The 17750-nt window shown below is 59.6% G+C and carries 13 protein-coding genes; 3 read left to right on the forward strand and 10 right to left on the reverse strand.

All coding sequences use genetic code 11. The features are described 5' to 3' along the window. Positions 1 to 203: 203 nt before the first annotated feature. Genes E0L16_RS09980 through E0L16_RS10000 form a run of 5 tightly spaced genes read right to left on the reverse strand, consistent with a single transcriptional unit; the run spans position 204 to position 8170 of the window. Positions 204 to 2393 carry a TonB-dependent siderophore receptor gene (locus E0L16_RS09980; RefSeq protein ID WP_131636843.1) on the reverse strand — a complete coding sequence of 730 codons (2190 nt, stop codon included), beginning with the start codon at positions 2391 to 2393 and terminating at the stop codon, positions 204 to 206. Positions 2394 to 2419: 26 nt separating this feature from the next. Continuing rightward, positions 2420 to 3745, reverse strand: coding sequence for a lysine N(6)-hydroxylase/L-ornithine N(5)-oxygenase family protein (locus tag E0L16_RS09985; protein WP_131636844.1), 1326 nt, complete (start codon positions 3743 to 3745; stop codon positions 2420 to 2422). Continuing rightward, a complete protein-coding gene (gene iucC, locus E0L16_RS09990) occupies positions 3742 to 5484 on the reverse strand; it encodes an IucA/IucC family protein (RefSeq protein ID WP_131636845.1) in 1743 nt (580 codons plus the stop codon). Before iucC ends, E0L16_RS09985 begins: the two co-directional genes overlap by 4 nt. After that, a complete protein-coding gene (locus E0L16_RS09995) occupies positions 5481 to 6428 on the reverse strand; it encodes a GNAT family N-acetyltransferase (RefSeq protein WP_131636846.1) in 948 nt (315 codons plus the stop codon). The genes iucC and E0L16_RS09995 overlap by 4 nt, the downstream gene beginning before the upstream one ends. Beyond that, on the reverse strand, positions 6428 to 8170 hold the full coding sequence (locus E0L16_RS10000) for an IucA/IucC family protein (RefSeq protein WP_131636847.1): 1743 nt from the start codon (positions 8168 to 8170) through the stop codon (positions 6428 to 6430). The genes E0L16_RS09995 and E0L16_RS10000 overlap by 1 nt, the downstream gene beginning before the upstream one ends. A 138-nt stretch (positions 8171 to 8308) precedes the next feature. Here E0L16_RS10000 and E0L16_RS10005 point away from each other — a divergent pair, with 138 nt between their 5' ends. Continuing rightward, positions 8309 to 9508 carry an MFS transporter gene (locus tag E0L16_RS10005; RefSeq protein ID WP_131636848.1) on the forward strand — a complete coding sequence of 400 codons (1200 nt, stop codon included), beginning with the start codon at positions 8309 to 8311 and terminating at the stop codon, positions 9506 to 9508. 3 nt (positions 9509 to 9511) lie between these two features. On the opposite strand, the gene mtfA is transcribed toward E0L16_RS10005, so the two are convergent. Beyond that, complete coding sequence (gene mtfA / locus E0L16_RS10010; protein ID WP_003859539.1) at positions 9512 to 10309, reverse strand: DgsA anti-repressor MtfA; 798 nt, start codon at positions 10307 to 10309, stop codon at positions 9512 to 9514. A gap of 265 nt (positions 10310 to 10574) precedes the next feature. Here mtfA and psrA point away from each other — a divergent pair, with 265 nt between their 5' ends. Continuing rightward, positions 10575 to 11477 carry an L-proline-binding transcription factor PsrA gene (psrA, locus tag E0L16_RS10015; RefSeq protein WP_063868391.1) on the forward strand — a complete coding sequence of 301 codons (903 nt, stop codon included), beginning with the start codon at positions 10575 to 10577 and terminating at the stop codon, positions 11475 to 11477. On the opposite strand, the gene E0L16_RS10020 is transcribed toward psrA, so the two are convergent. From E0L16_RS10020 to E0L16_RS10030, 3 genes are all read right to left on the reverse strand, one after another. After that, positions 11449 to 12240, reverse strand: coding sequence for a substrate-binding domain-containing protein (locus E0L16_RS10020; RefSeq protein ID WP_131636849.1), 792 nt, complete (start codon positions 12238 to 12240; stop codon positions 11449 to 11451). The two genes, psrA and E0L16_RS10020, sit on opposite strands and share 29 nt — an antisense overlap. A gap of 3 nt (positions 12241 to 12243) precedes the next feature. Next, complete coding sequence (gene tcuC, locus E0L16_RS10025) at positions 12244 to 13545, reverse strand: MFS transporter (RefSeq protein ID WP_131636850.1); 1302 nt, start codon at positions 13543 to 13545, stop codon at positions 12244 to 12246. Positions 13546 to 13806: 261 nt separating this feature from the next. After that, on the reverse strand, positions 13807 to 15102 hold the full coding sequence (locus tag E0L16_RS10030; protein ID WP_131636851.1) for a serine hydrolase domain-containing protein: 1296 nt from the start codon (positions 15100 to 15102) through the stop codon (positions 13807 to 13809). A gap of 95 nt (positions 15103 to 15197) precedes the next feature. Here E0L16_RS10030 and E0L16_RS10035 point away from each other — a divergent pair, with 95 nt between their 5' ends. After that, on the forward strand, positions 15198 to 16103 hold the full coding sequence (locus E0L16_RS10035) for a LysR family transcriptional regulator (protein ID WP_131636852.1): 906 nt from the start codon (positions 15198 to 15200) through the stop codon (positions 16101 to 16103). Here the strand turns inward: E0L16_RS10035 and fumA are convergent. Continuing rightward, positions 16092 to 17741, reverse strand: coding sequence for a class I fumarate hydratase FumA (gene fumA, locus E0L16_RS10040; protein WP_063450195.1), 1650 nt, complete (start codon positions 17739 to 17741; stop codon positions 16092 to 16094). The two genes, E0L16_RS10035 and fumA, sit on opposite strands and share 12 nt — an antisense overlap. Positions 17742 to 17750: the final 9 nt, after the last annotated feature.

Raw genomic sequence — 17750 nt, forward strand, 5'->3', positions numbered from 1 at the left:
AACAGTCCGCCGTTCTACCGACTGAACTACAGAGGAATCGTGTGAACGAGGCGAATATTATCGACCTGCGTGCGCCTTGTCAAAGGGGAAAACGACGTTTTTGTTCGTTTGCCGAGAATTTCAGCAAACCGATGATTTAATAGCAAATTTGCTTTCAAATTGCACAGCGAATTGCGCCGCCCGCTGGCAGGCGGCGCGAAGGATCAGAACAGAACGGAGTAGTTCAGACCAAACGTACGTCCACGGCCTTTGTAAGTATACAGACCCGGCGCGCCGTAGGTTGGGCTATACAGCCCCGGTGCGCGCTGACCCCAGGCGGTGGTGTAGTCTTTGTCCAGCAGGTTTTCCACGCTGAAGCTGACTTTCCCCACCGGCAGGGCGTAGCTGCCGAGGAAATCAATGGTGTTATAGCCATCGATCTTCTTACCGTCTGCATCCGACACGTCGAAGGTTTGAGTGCTCTGCACGCGCAGGGCCCAGTCGCCCGGCGCCCAGTTGACCCATGCGCTGGCTTTCGACGGGCTGGCGCTATCAACCGTCAGCTTCTCCCATTTCCCGTTTTCACGCGTTTCGGACTTGATGGCGTTAAAGTTCGCCCCGGTGCTCCAGTCGCTGTCGGTGAAGAAATAATCCACCTGGCCTTCAACCCCGTAAATACGACGTTTGTCGTCTTCCAGGTTGATGGTCATGTCGCTCTTGTTGATGGTGATGGTTTTATCCGAGAGCGAGTAGTAGGCCGCCACCTGCGTACGCAGGTTATCGCCAGTGAAGCGCCAGCCCAGCTCGTAAGCGTTGACCTTAATCCCGTCCAGCGTCGAGTCGTTCACGTTCACGCTGTTTTGCAGACGATAGTGACCATCCACCAGCTGATAGGTGCCGGAACCGTAGTACTTCGCCAGATCCGGGATCTCGAAGCCCTGAGAGAAGTTAAACCACAGCTGCTGCTGTTCAGTCAGACGTCCAAGGATCCCGGCGTTAAACAGGAAGTTGTTGTAATCGGTTTTCCCGCCCGGCACCGCGTCTGCGGAGGTCGCTTTGCCCGTGGCAATAGCCTGCTGCTGGGCGTAACCGACAAAATCATCCACCTTGTTTTCGGTGTACTGGTAGCGCACGCCGCCGCTCAGGGTGATGGCGTCAATGTCATAGCTGGCTTGCAGGAACGGCGCGAGGTTAGTGATGCTGTAACCCGGATAACGGCCCACGTTGTAGGCGTTGTCCAGCTCCATGCCGCCGCTCGCCGCCGCTTTGCTTAAGTCGAAGAACTGCTGGTTGGCGTCGAACGTTTCATGGTCGGCATCCACGCCCCAGGTAAGCGTCAGGTCATCCATCGGCTTGCTGTTCAGCGTCAGCTTGCCGCCGTAAAAATCGGTTTTCTGCTGGGATGCGCCAATGCTGGTTACCGCGCCTTTGCTCAGCGTCGGGAACGGGTAGTAGGTCAGGCTCTCATCACGGTAGTAAATCTGCGCAACCAGATCCTGGCCCCAGAAGTCGGTGTTCGAGTATTGCAGATTAATCATGTGACGCTCTGTGCCCGGGATACGGTCAGAGTTCAGGTTGTCTTTGTTATAGGCTTTGGCATCGCCCGTGACCGCAGCAAAATTCTCCCCGAGGAACAGGCCATGTTTCCCGTCGGATTCGCTCTTGTAGTACTGCGTGGTTAACTGGAGCTGCTGATGATCGTCGATGTTGATGGTGCCTGTTCCCATCACGTCGATACGGTCGGAATACTGCAAGCCGGTCTGGGTGTTATCGATAATCACTTCGTCGCCGTTGCCGTCATACCAGCCGCCGTAGCGCTGATACGAGACCGACAGACGGCCAGACGCGTTATCGTTACCGCCGCTCACGGCGGCAGAGACGTTCTCATCATGGTCGTTATGGCTGTTAAATCCGCTTTTTGCTCCGGTCTGGAACTCGACTTCGGTCTCTGGCTGGCCTTTTTTGGTGACGATGTTCACCAGCCCGCCGGTACTGCCGCCGCCGTAGAGCGAGGTAGCGCCGGAGATCACTTCGATGCGGTCAATGTTAAACGGATCGATAGAGTCGAGCTGGCGGCTGTCGCTGCGGGATGAGTTCAGGCGCACGCCGTCCACCATCACCATCATGGAGCGACCGCGCAGGTTCATGCCGTAGTTGGTACGCCCCTGGCTGCTGACGTCCATGCCGGGGATCAGCTGGGCCAGCACGTCTTTAATCTCTTTCCCGCCCTGGACCTGCTGCTCAATTTCCGCCCGCTCAATAACCCAGGTGGTCTGCGCCATCTCTGCCACGCTGCGGTGGGCACGGCTGGCGGAGACCACAATATCTTCTTCCTTTTGTTCTTCCGCCCACGCAGAGGTAGAAAGCATGGCAAGCAGGCACGGATTTAAAACCCAAAGATGAGAACGTTTCATTGTTATGTTGATCCTGAATGTGTGTGTCAGTACTCGGTGGTCTTCATTAATGATTTAAAAACCTGGCTGCTCTCCGGGCTGGTGGTGCTTCGCCAGTGGATAACGCCGGGGGTGGTTGCCAGTTCAAACGGCTCGTCATCGTGAGCGCGATTCAGAATTCGCGCCGCGCGCCAGGCCATCAGGCTGAGCTGGGGTTCGGCAATACCGAGACGGTGCATCCCGGCGTTGACGGCAAACAGGCGGTTGCGCTGCGGGCCGTCCCATTCAAGGGTGAAATCGTTGTTGATGCAGAAGGCGTCATCCTCATCCAGACGCAGTCGGGAAGAGAGCGGGGCCAGAAACGCGGGCTGCACGGCGCGGTAGCCGGTGGCGAAAATCACCACGTCGCTCTCCAGCTGTTCACGCCCGCCGTCGAGATGATGCTGTATGCTCAGGCGCTGCACGTTTTCCAGGCGCGTCAGCGCCGTCACCGAGCGGGACGGCAGCAGGTGCGCCCAGGGTTTTTCGCGCAACACTTCGAAACGGTGGTACATGGCGCGGTAAATGGCCAGTAATGACTCCGTGGTGATCCCGTCGGAGGTCATCTTCTGTTCCTGCAACATCTGACGACGTGCGTCGTCACCGAGCGTGGAGAAGCTATCCACATACTCCGGCGTGAAATACTCGTTAGCAAACGCGGCCTCATCCAGCGCGTTGTAATTGTTGCGGCGCGATACCCAGTTGAGGCTCAGCGGCTGGCCCCATTCCCCGCGGAAGATATTCAAAAACAGATCCGCACCGCTCTGGCCGCCGCCGACGACGGTGACACGTTTTCCCGCTAAATCCGGCGTGCGCAGCATCATCTCGCTGGCGTGGAAGCAGGTATCATCCTGCGCGGTGACGCACTCGGGCAGATTGATCTGCTTACCAATCCCCACGCAGACGTGGCGCGCAAGGAAGCGATCCCGCTGGGTCACCACCTCAAACAGGCCGTTTTGCTCATCAAAGCTGACCTGCTGCACCTGCTGGCTGAAGGCCAGATTCGTCAGATTATCCGCCGCCCAGCACAGGTAGTCGGCAAACTCCTCGCGAGAGACGGTGCGCTGCTCGGTGGTCAGAAAACGGTAGAACTTCTTACGCTGAACGAGGTAGTTCAGGAAACTGTGGCGGTTGGTCGGCTCCACGGCGCTGACCAGATCCTTCAGGAAGCTGGTCTGCATATGGCAGTCCGGCACCATCATCCCCGGATGCCAGGAGAAGTGCGGCTTGCGTTCAAGAAACAGCGAGCTAAAACCGTCCAGCCCCTCTGCCAGCGCGGCGATGCTGAGGTTGAACGGACCGATACCGATGCCGATGAAATCATACGTTTTCATTGCGCTGACTCCTGGGAGACCAGAAAAAGAGGGTTATCAAGATCGCAGACGTAGTTCGGCAGCATGCGGCTGCCGCCGTCGTGTTCAGAGAAGGTCAGTTTGACCGGGTTGAGGATCACGCGAATAATCTGCGGCTTAAACAGGTCGAACTTCGCGAAGCGCGCTGCAAGATCCGGATGGGCGGCCATATAGCGGTGCAGCACCTGCGCCAGGATCTGATAGAAACGCGTTTCGCTCACGCCGCATTGCAGGGTGAGGTGCGAAATAAAGCGCAGCACCGTCACAAAGTTGCCGGTTTGCAGGTCGTGGATAATGTAATCCGCACTGAGGCGCGCGGTGACGGCTTTTACCTGTTCCGGCAGGCTCTGCGCCTGCGGGAAATCTTCGTCCACCAGGCGCATATCGCCCTGAAAATCCTTCAGCAGAATGCGTTGTGGAACGTCGTCTTTCATCACCAGCGTGACGTTCTGGCCGTGGGCGATCAGCGCCACGCCGTAGCGGCAGAGCAGGTGATAGAAGGGGATCACCGTCGCCTCAAACAGCCTGTCCAGCCATGCGTCAGCGGTTAAGCCCGAGCGTTTGATCCACGCGTCAATCAGCGGGCGCCCCTGGTTGTCGGTTTCCATCAGCGCCGCCATCAGCACCGCCTGTTCGCCGTCCTGTAAATAGCAGGATGGGTTCTCGCGCCAGATCACGCCCAGCATCTCCTGATAGCGGTACGGCGCCTCAGGCAATGCGGCATAACCCGGATGCGACAGATAGCCGGCGGCGGGTTCGCCAAGCACCTGCGCCCCGGAGCGAATCAGCGTGGCATCGCTGGCGAACTGCTGCTGTAGCCAGCGCGAGGCCAGCGGACCGGCGGCAATGTACTTGCCCGGAATACCGCGGTAGCAGGAGGTGTTGTAGATGGTCAGCGGTAGCTTGATGTCATACGGTGCGCGACGGCTGGCGTTAGTCAGCGTGCGCAGGGACTGCTGCGCCAGATACTCATCGCCAAACTCGCCCAGCTCGACCATTTCGCCGCGCGCGAGCTGCGCCAGGAAATGAATGGCAATTTTTTGCTGCCACTGCCACGGATGCAGCGGCACGGGCAGCCAGCGGTCGTCCAGTTCCAGCGCCTGCCAGCAGGCGTCGAACCGGGCGCGCTCGGCATCGTCCATGGCGCTGGCGAGCAGGGCGTTAATGTCGCAATCGGCGTCGCTGCTCCAGACCAGACGCTCGCGCTGCACGGCTACCCAGTGCAGGCGAAAGCGACCGCGATATTCCGGCGCGTACTGGCGTAGCGCATCCAGCCCCCAGCCGCGGCGTCCCTTGTTGAAGATAAACTTTGGGTGACCGCGCATCAGGCACTGTAATTCGTCAGGGTCGAGCTGGATCAGCGCATCGGCGTCCAGCGCTTCACGCGCCTGCACCAGCTGCATGTCGCCGCGCAGCGTGGCGTAGAGATCTTCCATGTGCTCCGCCGTTTGCGCGTCGCTCATCTCCAGCACGGTGGCGAGTTGCAGCAGCGCGCTTTCCGCTTCGACCGCCGCGCCGCTGGCGGTGGTCAGGGTGTCCGGATCGATATGCAGCCAGCCCCAGATCCCACGCGTGGCGCGAAACTGCCATGACGCGTTGCCCATGGCGATGTGCCAGCCGTCCGCCGAAACCGGCTCGGCGCGCAGGGTGCGTTCGTATTCCAGTTCAGCAAGGATTTTCGCCACCATCTCGCGGTTCACTTTCTGCCAGAGCGCGTTCACAGTTCCACCTCATGAAAGAAGCGGTGACGCTCGCTCATGATCAGACGAGAGCGCTTGTGCGGGAAGTCAAACTCCTTCACCGTGTCGAAACCGGCGGACGACAGGTGGCGGAACAGACGCTGGTTGTCGAAGCGCGGCTCGGCGACAATACGCGTCGTGCGCGGTTCATCGAGATACAGATAGTGGCTCAGCCCGCGCAGCCAGCTGCGGATATACTGCGCCCCGCGCCAGTTCTCTTCCCCGACCAGCATGTGCAGCCCACGGTCAAAGGACTGCCAGCGGTAGTGGCGGCCAATACGGTCTTCTGGCGCCCAGTAGAGTTCAAAATAGCCGAACGGCTCATCGTCAAAGCAGCCGATCACCGGATAGCAGTACGACGAGTCGAGCTGGCGACGCAGGTAATTTTCCTGTTCGGCCTGCGGACCGGCCATCTCCCAGAAGGCGTTCACGCGCGGGGTGTTCATCCAGCGGGTAAAACGCTCGCCGTCCAGCGCCACGTCTGCCACGCGGAAACTCAGGGTGCGCTTAATCTGCGGATCGTAACGGCGATAGACTTCACCCTGCGGGCGGTGAGGGCGCAGCGGGAAATAAAGCTGGCGGCTTTCGTCAAACTGCATGCCGCCGCTCGCCTGCGGACGTTCCCCTTTCAGCCACAGCGGCAGCTGCCAGAAACGTTCACGCGCCAGATAATCCCCGTTTGCGAGGCTAAACAGCGCCTGCGCCTGGGGTTCATCCTGCCAGGCGGCCCACGGCAGGGTAATGCCCGTCAGGGCGGGCGCGGCAACAAACAGCTGGTCGAGCGCCTCCACCAGCCAGCCGTCCGGGATCCCGGCCAGACGATCAAGAACCGCGCTGCCGTCAAGACCCAGGGTCAGCGGCAGGTTTTTTTCCGTGGATGTGCAGCGGAAGCCGTAGCCGGAATGGACGATATTCGCAATGGCCATCACGCCTTCTCCTTATAAAACGGGTTGCTAAAGTCGAAATAGATCACCGCCGGATCGGCGATGGTATTTTCGTTGCGATCGTGCAGATAGCAGAAGAAGTTGCCTTTGCAGTTCCAGGTCGGGCTGTCGAGCACGTAATCGAGGCAGCGGGTCTGCTTCGCCGTCTTGCGCAGGTCGGCCAGCGCGTCCCGCACGCGGGACATCAGGCTCTCTTCGCTGTCGAAGCCGGCAGCGGCGAGGGCGGCGGTCACGGCAAGGGTGGAGTTCAGCAGCAGGTAGTAAGGGAAGTAGCGCAGCAGCTGGCTGTCGCCAAAGCGGTTTTCCACGTCGGTTTCGCCCGCTTCTTTCAGCCACGCGTCGGCCCCTTCGGTCCATGCGCTGCCCTGGCAGTCACGGTAGATCAGCCCGACGGGAAAATCCTGCTGCATCTCAACGAGGATATTTTGCTGGTGCGCCAGCAGCACCAGGCCGTAGTCCGCCTCGGCGCTGAACAGGGGGAGTAATACGCGGTCGCAGTAGGCATCCAGCCAGCAGCGCGCGGCCTGGGCGAGCGGGAGATCCAGACGCGCGCTCAGACGGCGAACCGCCGCCGCCAGCAGGCTGTCGCCGCCGTCCGGTGCGGCCTGCGTCAGGCTTACCAGCACGTTGGTTTGCGTTTCAGGGGTAGGGAACAGCAGGTTGACGCGCAGGGCCATCAGGCTCTCTTCCTGAACGACGCCGTGCTCGTCGCACAGGCCCGCCCAGCCGTCTTCCTGCATCACGCGCATGGTCGGGTAGCGCGCCTGGAGCCCCTGCCAGCGTTCCGTTTTCGCCAGTCGCGCCAGGCGCATTCCGCGCTTAACCTCTTTCACCGACAGCGTGCGCACGGAGTTGGTCAGGCGCACGCTCAGGGAAAACTTAATCATGTCGCTGTTGGTTTCGCTGTACAGCGAGCGGGAGGAGCTGGTGGGCAGCCACTGCGCGCCCGCTTCGCCCAGGTCCTGAAGGGCACCTTTTTCGACCAGACGCTGGCACCAGGGCTGTTCCAGCAGACAGTCAGCCTGCCACGGGTGCATCGGCAGCAGCCAGCGGGTGTCCGTGAAGTGGCCAAGCAGCGCCGGGGCGCTCTGCGCCGCAAAGCGCAGCAGCCGCTCACGCAGGGAGACATTCAGGCTATCGCCGGTAATCTGCTTACTCTCAACCGCGAACCAGCGCAGCGGGAAGCGGGAGGCAAAATCCGGCAGATAGCGGCGCGCCTCGGCGTCGTTAAACGGCTCGTGCGACTTAGGTGCAGGGTGAAACGCGTGGCCGACCAGCAGCGCCTGTTCCGCTTCGGCAAAGGTCAGCGGCTTATCGCGCAGGTTGGCCCAGTTGTGGCGTAAATCAATGGCCTGCCAGGTATGCGTATGGCTTTCCAGCACGCGCTGCCTAAAGCGCGCCAGCGTATCGGCATCCAGAGATCCGTTGACTGACGGTTTTTGCAAAATGAAATCAATCAGTTGATGAAATGTGACCGCGTCACCACCGTCGCTGTCGGCCTGAATCAGCGTGGCCGGGAAACAATATTGGTGATGCTGCGTGGGGGAGAAATAGCGTACCGGAACCCGAATGGCCTGGGTTGGGGAGAGCGGGATATGAATCTGCGATAACTCATCCGCACGGGTTGCGGGAAGATAATGCCAGTCCTTCGTTTCGCGCAGCAGCGCGTTCAAAAAACACTGGGCCGCAACATCTGTACCGGCGGAGCGGGGCAGAGCACGCATAGATGTACCTCATTCCATGACTGATAATAATTCTCGTTATGATATTCATTCTGTTTACAGTCGCAACTATTTTTGCAATATTTGTTTTCATAAACTTCATAATTTCCACACATTTATTGACATTATCTTCACAATTCTATGCGCGCCTCTATTGATAATCTGACTGATGATATTGCCCCGAAGGCCAACTGGCCCCTGGCGCTGGGCGCCGGTTTACTGGGCATCGGACAAAACGGTTTGCTGGTCATGCTGCCGCAGCTGGTATCAATGACCGGCTTTTCGCTCTCCGTCTGGGCCGGGCTGTTGATGTTTGGCTCGATGCTCTTTTTACCCGCATCGCCCTGGTGGGGACTCCAGAGCGAGCGGCGCGGCTGTAAGATCGTTATGCTGGCCTCGTTAGGCGGCTATCTGGTGAGCTTCGTGGTGATGGCGCTGGTGGTCTGGGCGATGGCGCACGGCGCGCTGAATGCCTTCTGGGGAATGGCGGGCCTGATTCTGTCGCGCATGCTGTACGGCCTGACGGTCTCGGGGCTGGTGCCTGCGGCCCAGACGTGGGCCATTCAACGTGCCGGGCTGGATAAAAGAATGGCGGCGCTGGCGACGATAAGCTCTGGCCTTAGTCTTGGGCGTCTGCTGGGGCCGCCGCTGGCCGCGCTGATGCTCAGCGTCAGTCCGGTCGCACCGCTCTGGCTGATGGCGCTGGCACCGCTTATCGCGCTGCTGCTGGTGCTGCGCGAGGCCGCGGATCCGCCGCTGCCGCCGGTGGCGCATCAGTCGACGCGGTTACAGGCCTCGATGCTGCCTTTCCTGGCGCTGGCGCTGCTGCTGGCGGCGCTGGTCAGCCTGATGCAGCTTGGCTTATCGCCCCATCTCCACCCGCTCTTCAATGGCGATGCCGTGCAAATCAGCCATCATGTCGCGATGCTGCTGAGCCTGGCCGCGCTGGCGACCCTTGCGGCACAGTTTCTGGTGGTGCGCCCGCAGCACTTTAGCCCGAGGGTTTTACTCTTCATTGCCGCAGTACTGATGGTGGCGGGGCTTGGGCTGATGTGCCTTGCAAGCGTCGCTCTGTTCTACGTGGGCATTGTCATCACCTCGCTGGGTGCCGCCATGGCCACGCCGGGATACCAGCTTTTGCTCAACGATCGGCTGACGACGGGTAAAGGCGCAGGGGTAATTGCCACCAGCCATACGTTGGGGTACGGTGCCAGCGCACTGCTGGTACCCGTGGTGACGCGCTTGTACGGTGAGCAGTTTTTGATTACTGCCGCATGGGGAATGGCGGTGCTGTTTCTCGCGGTGAGCGTGTGGGTACGATCAACCGATCGTACCCCTTAAACATTAGTGGAACGGATGTGAGGACGTGCTCGCAGCGTCCTCGCTTTGCCGCAGACGCTGGAGCGGATCCTGCTGGTAAAACTGGCAAAAACGCTGCCACAACGCCGGGAAGCGAGGGGCGAAAAGCTCGGGTGCGCTAAAGAAATACTCGGACAGCACCGCAAAGCATTCGGCGGGATCGGTCGCCGCGTAGGCATCAATGCTGGCCGCACTCTCACCCACCAGGTCTATCTCATCCTGAATGTTTTCCATCGCCGCGTGCAGGTCGTGCTCCCAACCTGCGACTTCACGCAGCGGGATCAGCGGCACGCCGCTGGCGCGATCGCCGTTGCGGGTATCCAGCTTATGCGCCACTTCGTGAATAATCAGGTTGAAGCCCGAGGCATCGAACGAGTCCTGAATATCCAGCCAGTTGAGGATGATCGGCCCTTGCTGCCAGCTTTGTCCGGACTGCACCATACGCTGGTTGTGCACCAGGCCGATGTCATCCTCCCATTCGTCATCAACGATAAACGGTGCCGGGTAGATCAGCACTTCGTGGAAGCCATCCAGCCATTCGATGCCCAGCTCCAGCACCGGCAGGCAGAAGAGCAGGGCGATGCGCGAATTTTTAAGCGGGTCGAGCTCGAAGCCCTGTAGCGGTACCAGACGTTTTTGCTGTAAAAAACGCTCTGCCAGCTGAATCAGCTTTGATTGCTCTTCAGGCAAGAGATTCGCCAGCACGGGGATCGCCAGAGCCTCATCCCAGGGCAGCGCCATATTTCGACCAGCGTCGTTCGTTTTCCAGGGCCACTTAATCATCGCTTTGCTCGTTACTCGCACGTGAACAAAATGGAAAGGTCAGGGGCAGTTAGCATGCCAACATACTCTGTATAGCAGTATGACACTCCTCTTTGGCAGTTTGCAGACGGGCAGCCTGTTTAAGAGGAATCCAGCCCGCATAAACTATCACTATGTGCCGTCTGGTTGATAGCGCTTTAGGGGTATCCCCTTCATTTTGTGAAGTATGTCGTGCGCGGCTATGATAAATCTCTTCTCACCCTATGTGCTTAAGGATCTCGGCCGTATGCCCGTCAATTTCGACCTCAACGATCTCTACGCCTTCCGCGCGCTGCTGGAATACGGCAATTTCCGTCTTGCGGCAGAGTCTATCTGCCTTTCCCAGTCGGCACTGAGTCGAAGAATAGAAAAGCTGGAGGCGGCGCTGGGGGCAAAGCTTTTCGACAGAACCACCCGGCGCGTCACGCTGACCCTGTATGGTCAGACCTTTGCCGACCGGTGCGGGCAACTGCTTGCCGACGTGGAGTCCATGCTTTCGGATATCGATAAAGCCAGCGAGGAGCGCACGGGGCTGATCACCGTGGCGACCGTGCCGTCAGCCGCGTGTTACTTTATGCCGGACGTGATCCGTCGCTTTCAGTCTCGCTACCCTCGCGTGCGCATAAAGCTGATCGACAGCAGCGCCGGGAATGTTATCGAGGCCGTCACCCGCGGACAGGCGGATTTTGGTATCTGTTTCGCCCAGAATTTACAGCCCGACATCGAATGTGTCCCGCTGGTGGAGGACGTCTACGTCGCCGCCTGCCGGCGCGACAGCCCGCTTGCCAAAAGAAAAAGCCTGACGTGGCAGGCTTTTTATCAGCAGGATTATATCGGTCTGGATAAGACGTCCGGCAACCGCAATCTTCTTGACCAGCGGGTCGGGCATATTCGTCCCGAGCGCCCCAGCATCTGCGAAACGCGGCACGTGACGACCATGCTGGGGATGGTTGAAGCCGGGATCGGCATTGCCGCCGTTCCCGCCATGTCGATGCCCCGCGCCGAACATTCGCTCCTGACGTCGGTCCCTTTAACCGAGCCCGAGGTCAGGCGGACCGTGGGGCTGATTCGCCGTCGCGGGCGGATCCAGTCCTATATTGCTGCCGAACTGGAAGCGCTGATCACCGAGCAGTATCGCGATCTGCGCTAACGGGCTGTAGGCCGGTTGCCGTCACGATCGGTGCTGCATCCGGGGAAGAGAGAAAGGCCAGCAGCGCTTTTCCCCGTTCAGGATGGTCGGCGCTCTGCGTTACGGCGCCGGCGAAGCGGGTTATGTACTGCATGTCGTCAGGCAACTTGCCCACAAACGTCACCCCGGGTACCGGCAGAAGTTCGCTGACCTGCTGAAAGCCGAGGTCGTATTTCCCTTTCGCCACCTCAGACGCCACCGGGATGCGTTCAACCCGGTGCGCTTTACCGTGAACCTGGCCGTCGATGCCCAGTTTCCCGAACAGCTCGCTCTCGACATACCGGCCGCTGGCGCTGTCGGAATACGCCATGGATTGGGCCTTCAGCAACGATTGTCGAAGGGCAGCCACCGTACTGATATCCGGCACCGGCGCGCCCGCTTTAACGACCATCCCGACGGGCGAATCCGCCAGCTCCACGCGGGAGCCCGGCGCCGTCCAACGATCCTGTTCAAGCTTTTCCAGCGCATCGCCAACCATAATAACCACATCCGCTTTTTCGCCCCGGGCGAGCCGGGCGGGAATAGCCTGCGGCGTTTTGCCCATCGATGGGCCGGAGATCAAAACGAGCCTGTCGCCGCTTTTCGCCTCATACTGCGGCGCCAGCTTCTCCAGCGCCGCTCTGAAGCCGCCTGAAATCATCACCGTCACATCCTGTGCAAGCGCGCCCGCGCTGAGGGTGGCGAAGGTCAGGGCGGTAATCACCGTTCTGAATTTAAGCATCATTAATCACTCCTCAACGGCGGTGTGCAGGGCTACCGTACGGCGACGATAGAGATAGAGCGTTGCCAGCAGGGCGCAAACGGCGGCAAAGCTCATCCAGTAGCCCGGAGAGGCTTTGTCCCCGGTGTACTCAATCAAGGCGGTCGAGATCACCGGCGTGAAGCCGCCGAAGACGGCGGTCGCCAGGCTGTAAGCCAGCGAGAAGCCCGCCACGCGGACTTCTGTTGGCATGATCTCCGTCAGGGCCGGGATCATCGCGCCGTTATACAGGCCATAGAGGAAAGAGAGCCACAGCAGTACGGTCAGCATCATGGAGAAGCTCGGGGCGGCGGCCAGCATCGTCAGCGCCGGATAGCTGGTTGCCAGCGCCAGCAGCGTCATGGCGATCAGCACCGGCTTCCGCCCGAAGCGGTCCGAAAGCGCGCCGCCGATCGGCAGCCAGATAAAGTTGGACACCGCCACCAGCAGCGTGACCAGCAGGCTGTCCGACGCGCTCAGCATCAGCACTTTTTTACCGAAGGTCGGCGCGTAAACGGTGATCAGGTAAAAGGCGGTGGTGGTCATCGCCACCATCAGCATGCCCGCGACGACAACCTGCCAGTTGGCGATCAGCGTTGTGAAAACCTGACGCATCGCCAGATGGTGGCGACGGGCGCTGAACTCCTCGGTCTCCTCCAGCTTGCGGCGCAGGAAAAAGATGAACGGCACAATCAGACAGCCAAACAGGAACGGGATACGCCAGCCCCACTCGCGAATGGCGCTCTCTTCCAGCACCACGTTCAGCGCGAAGCCCATCGCCGCCGCGACCATAATGGCGACCTGCTGGCTGCCCGACTGCCAGCTGGTGTAAAAACCCTTGCGGCCCGGCGTGGCGATCTCCGCCAGATAAACCGAGACCCCGCCCAGCTCAGCGCCTGCCGAAAAACCCTGCAACAGGCGGCCGGTCAGCACCAGCAGCGGCGCCCACAGGCCAATGCTCTGATAGGAAGGGATCAGCACAATCAGAAACGTTCCGGCGGCCATAATCGACAGGGTGACGATCAGCCCTTTACGGCGACCCACTTTATCAATGTAGGCCCCGAGGACAATGGCCCCGATCGGACGCATCAGAAAGCCCGCGCCGAAGACGGCGAAGGTCATCATCAGCGAGGCAAATTCACTGCTGGCCGGGAAGAACGTGTGGGCGATATAGGTGGCGTAAAACCCGAACAGAAAGAAGTCGAATTGCTCAAGAAAGTTGCCCGACGTGACGCGGAAAATCGCGCCGGCTTTCGCCCGGACGGTTGCAGGTGAGGTTGAGGAAACCATGGTTATCTCCAGTTTTTATAGCGACGTTATGCTCGTCTGTTTCTGAAAACTGGATCAGGATGTGAGAATTAATAAGCGCAAAAAGCACATGAATTGATGCGTGCCGCGCATGAATGACAATAAGTTGACCAGGATTTACATAGGCAACAATAACTTAACATTTGGGTGATCTTTTATTTACCTGTTTTCGCTAAGTTGCTGAAATCGCTGTTTTGTGACGTCGCGCAGAGGTGAAGCCAGGCAAAGCCTGGCTTCGGTAATTTAGCGCAGCGCGTTGGCAATGGCGCTAAACATCAGCGACGCTTCCAGCGGCTGGGCGCTGAATGACGGTTCCGCCTGTGGCCAGGTGGACCACTGGACAATCACCAGGTTTTCCTTCTGATTGACCACAATCATCTGGCCGAAAATGCCCAGCGCCCAGAGGGAGTCCTTCAGCGAATCCTCGACCTTTGGCGCTACGTTTGTGGCGTTGGCCGGCACCTCATTGTTCCACCACTGATAGCCGTAAAGGCCTTTCGGATGCGCGGCGGAGACAGAACCTTTTGCCTGCGTCCACTCGGAGGACTGCTTCACCCAGCCGTCAGGGAGGATCTGCTTCCCGTCCGGCAGCGTACCGTTATGCAGGATAAATTCCCCGAAGCGTCCCCAGTCTTCCAGGGTTGCGTTAAATCCGTGCGCGCCCACGTCGTGCTGGCCTTTGCTGTAGGCATGCCATACGCCGTCGCTGGCCATGCCGTACGGCTGCCAGATGCTTTTCTCCAGATACGCGGCGAGCGTCATGCCGGTGGCGCGCTCAAGCACATCGCCTAACAGCCACGCGCCGCCCGAGGAATAGGACCAGTTTTCCCCCGCCGGATGTTCGCGGCGTAATCCTTTCACCAGCGTGCGCACGCAGTCGTAGGTGCCCGGCTTCGCTTCGCATTCGGTAAGCCGGGCGAAGTCTGACTGCGGGTTGGTGTAATCTTCGTTCCACGCCACGCCGGAGGTGTGGGTGATGAGCTGCTTCAGCGTGACGCCGTCCCAGGCGGTGCCTTTTAAATCCGGTTCGTATTGGGTGACAAGGTCGTCCAGGGAGTGGATTTTACCCTCTTTGATCGCCACACCCACCAGCGCGGAGACCACGGATTTGCCCACGGAGCGCGAGGTCCAGAGCGTTGAGTCGGTATTGCCTTCTCCCAGATATTTATAGGCCACTTTGCCATTTTTCAGCACCAGCATGCCGCTGACGTTCTGGCGCTTCAGGTAATCCTGAAGATCATAGCTATTGCCATTCACCTGATAGCGGGCATCTGTGAGCGGTTTTTCTGCGGCGAGCAGCGGCGAGGCGTTGCCGTGGCGGAATACATCGCCCGCGTAGTTGCGGTAGTCATTGCGAAAGCCCACCACGCGGTCGGCCTGGCTCCAGGTGAGCATCGTATGGGCGTCCGGGAGTTTGGCATCAAAAGGCGCCGGACAGGTCGTGAGTTCGGTGCCGCCACAGGCAGCCATCGCGGCAGGCGAGACCAGGCTACCGACGACAAGCGCCGCGAGCAGCGTGCGATTGGTTTTGTTTTTCATATTTATCTCGTTTGGCTCAGGAAGGACTTCAGTTTAAGAACCCGCGCCCTATAATAAAAAGCGCGTTATGGGGGAAAATCCCCCGTAAAAATCGCGTGGAGAATGACGTGGCAAACCTGATCTACTCTTTTGCCCAGCTTGAGGCGTTCACCGCCGTCGCTGAGCACGGCAGCCTGATGAAGGCGGCCAGTAAACTCGGCAAAGATCGTACTACCCTTCGCGATCTGATCGATTTTCTTGAGGATGGGCTGGGCTATGCGCTGTTCCTGCGGGAGGGGCGCAGCCTGCGCCTGACGCCGGAAGGGGAGCAGCTTCAGCGGCAGGCGCACCTGCTGATGCGGCAGGTGAAAGCGTTTGAGGCGTTTGCCCGTACGGTGCCGGACAGCGCCACGCAGGACATTGCCCTCGTTTACGATCCGTTCACCCCCAGAGCCTTTTTGCAGGCGCTGATTGCCACGCTGGCGACGCAAAAAATTCGCCTGAGCCTGACCAGCGCGTCGCGCGATGAGGCGGAAGCCATGCTGGCGAGCGGTCAGGCCGATCTGGGCATCTGCCAGGCGCGCAACCGCAGCGTGGGCAATGAGATGGAGTGGCGGGCATTAGGGGCGATCGAAATGGATTTTTACGCCGCAACGGCGCTTTTTGCGGAGGTGGCATCGCCGGTGTCGCTGCTCGATCTCTCCCTGGTGCCGCAGGTGATCATGCATGCCGCATCCGACGAGCCGGTTGCGCGTCGCCTGCAAATTTCAGGGCACACCCTTTTCACTAACGAACTGGAGATGCTGCGCGGCCTGCTGGAACAGGGGTGCGGCTGGGGCTTTTTGCCGACCCATCTTCACGCGGCGCGGTGGAAAAACGTAAGAAGGCTGCCCACCGAAGTGGGCAGCCAGGGGATAAGTCAGACGATGGTCACCATCTGGAAGCCGGGCAGCGACAAGCGCGGGCTTATCAACGATACGCTGTCGCTGCTGCCGGCATTATGGAAACGCTCAGCGCTGTGAGCACCCTTTGCACTGTTTGTTCTGGATCTGCTGGAAGAAGTCGTTGCCTTTGTCATCTACCAGGATAAACGCCGGGAAGTTTTCCACCTCAATTTTCCAGATCGCTTCCATTCCCAGTTCCGGATACGCCACGCACTCCAGGCTCTTGATGCTGTTTTGCGCCAGCACCGCCGCCGGGCCGCCGATGCTGCCGAGGTAGAAGCCGCCGTGCTTATGGCAGGCATCGGTGACCTGCTGGCTGCGGTTACCTTTTGCCAGCATGATCATGCTCGCACCGTGGGATTGCAGCAGGTCCACATAGGAGTCCATGCGCCCCGCAGTGGTTGGACCGAGTGAGCCAGACGCATACCCTTCCGGGGTTTTGGCCGGACCGGCATAGTAGATCGGGTGATCTTTCACGTACTGCGGCAGCGCTTCGCCGTTATCGAGCAGTTCCTTCAGCTTCGCATGGGCGATGTCGCGCGCCACGATGATGGTGCCGTTAAGGGACAGGCGGGTAGAGACCGGATGCGCGGAAAGCTGTGCCAGGATCTCTTTCATTGGCTTGTTAAGGTCAATGCTGACAACGTCGCCTTCACCCTGCTGGCGCAGGGATTCAGGAATATACTGGCCCGGGTTGTGCTCCAGCTTCTCAATCCAGATCCCATCGCGGTTAATCTTCGCTTTGATGTTGCGGTCAGCAGAGCAGGAGACGCCCATGCCGATTGGACAGGAGGCACCGTGGCGCGGCAGGCGGATCACGCGAATATCGTGGGCGAAGTATTTCCCGCCGAACTGTGCGCCGAGGCCGAGGTTTTGCGCTTCCTGAAGCAGTTCCTGTTCGAGCTGAACGTCGCGGAACGCCTGGCCGTGCGCGTTGCCTTCGGTTGGCAGTTCATCGTAGTAGCGCGCAGAGGCGAGCTTGACGGTTTTCAGCGTAGCTTCCGCGGAGGTGCCGCCGATAACAAAGGCAATATGGTACGGCGGGCAGGCTGCGGTGCCGAGGGTCCGCATCTTCTCAACCAGGTAGTTTTTCAGCTTCGCCGGGGTAATCAGCGCCTTGGTTTCCTGGTAGAGATAGGTTTTGTTGGCAGAGCCGCCGCCTTTCGCCATGCACAGGAATTTATACTCGTCACCGTCGACGCTGTAGAGGTCAATCTGTGCGGGCAGGTTGGTGCCGGTGTTCACCTCTTTATACATATCCAGCGCCGCATTCTGCGAGTAGCGCAGGTTGTCTTCAATATAGGTGTTATACACGCCCTGGCTCAGCGCCGCTTCGTCACCGCCGCCGGTCCAGACGCGTTGGCCTTTCTTACCCATAATGATTGCCGTGCCGGTATCCTGACAGGTTGGCAGCACGCCTTTCGCCGCAATGTCCGAGTTGCGCAGGAATTGCAGGGCCACGTATCGGTCGTTCTCGCTGGCCTCCGGGTCGCTCAGAATAGCCGCAACCTGCTTCTGGTGAGAGGTGCGCAGCATAAACGCGGCGTCGTGGAAGGCCTGCTGTGCCAGCAGGGTCAGCGCTTCGGGCTCCACCTTCAGCACTTCCTGACCGTCAAACTCGGCAACGGAGACGTGCTCTTTGGTCAGCAGATAGTATTCGGTGTCGTCATGCGCGAGCGGGAAGGGGTTCTGGTAGAAAAACGGTTTGTTTGACATAGCGTATTG

It is taken from the genome of Enterobacter quasihormaechei, from assembly GCF_004331385.1.
GTDB classification, from domain to species: Bacteria; Pseudomonadota; Gammaproteobacteria; order Enterobacterales; family Enterobacteriaceae; genus Enterobacter; species Enterobacter quasihormaechei.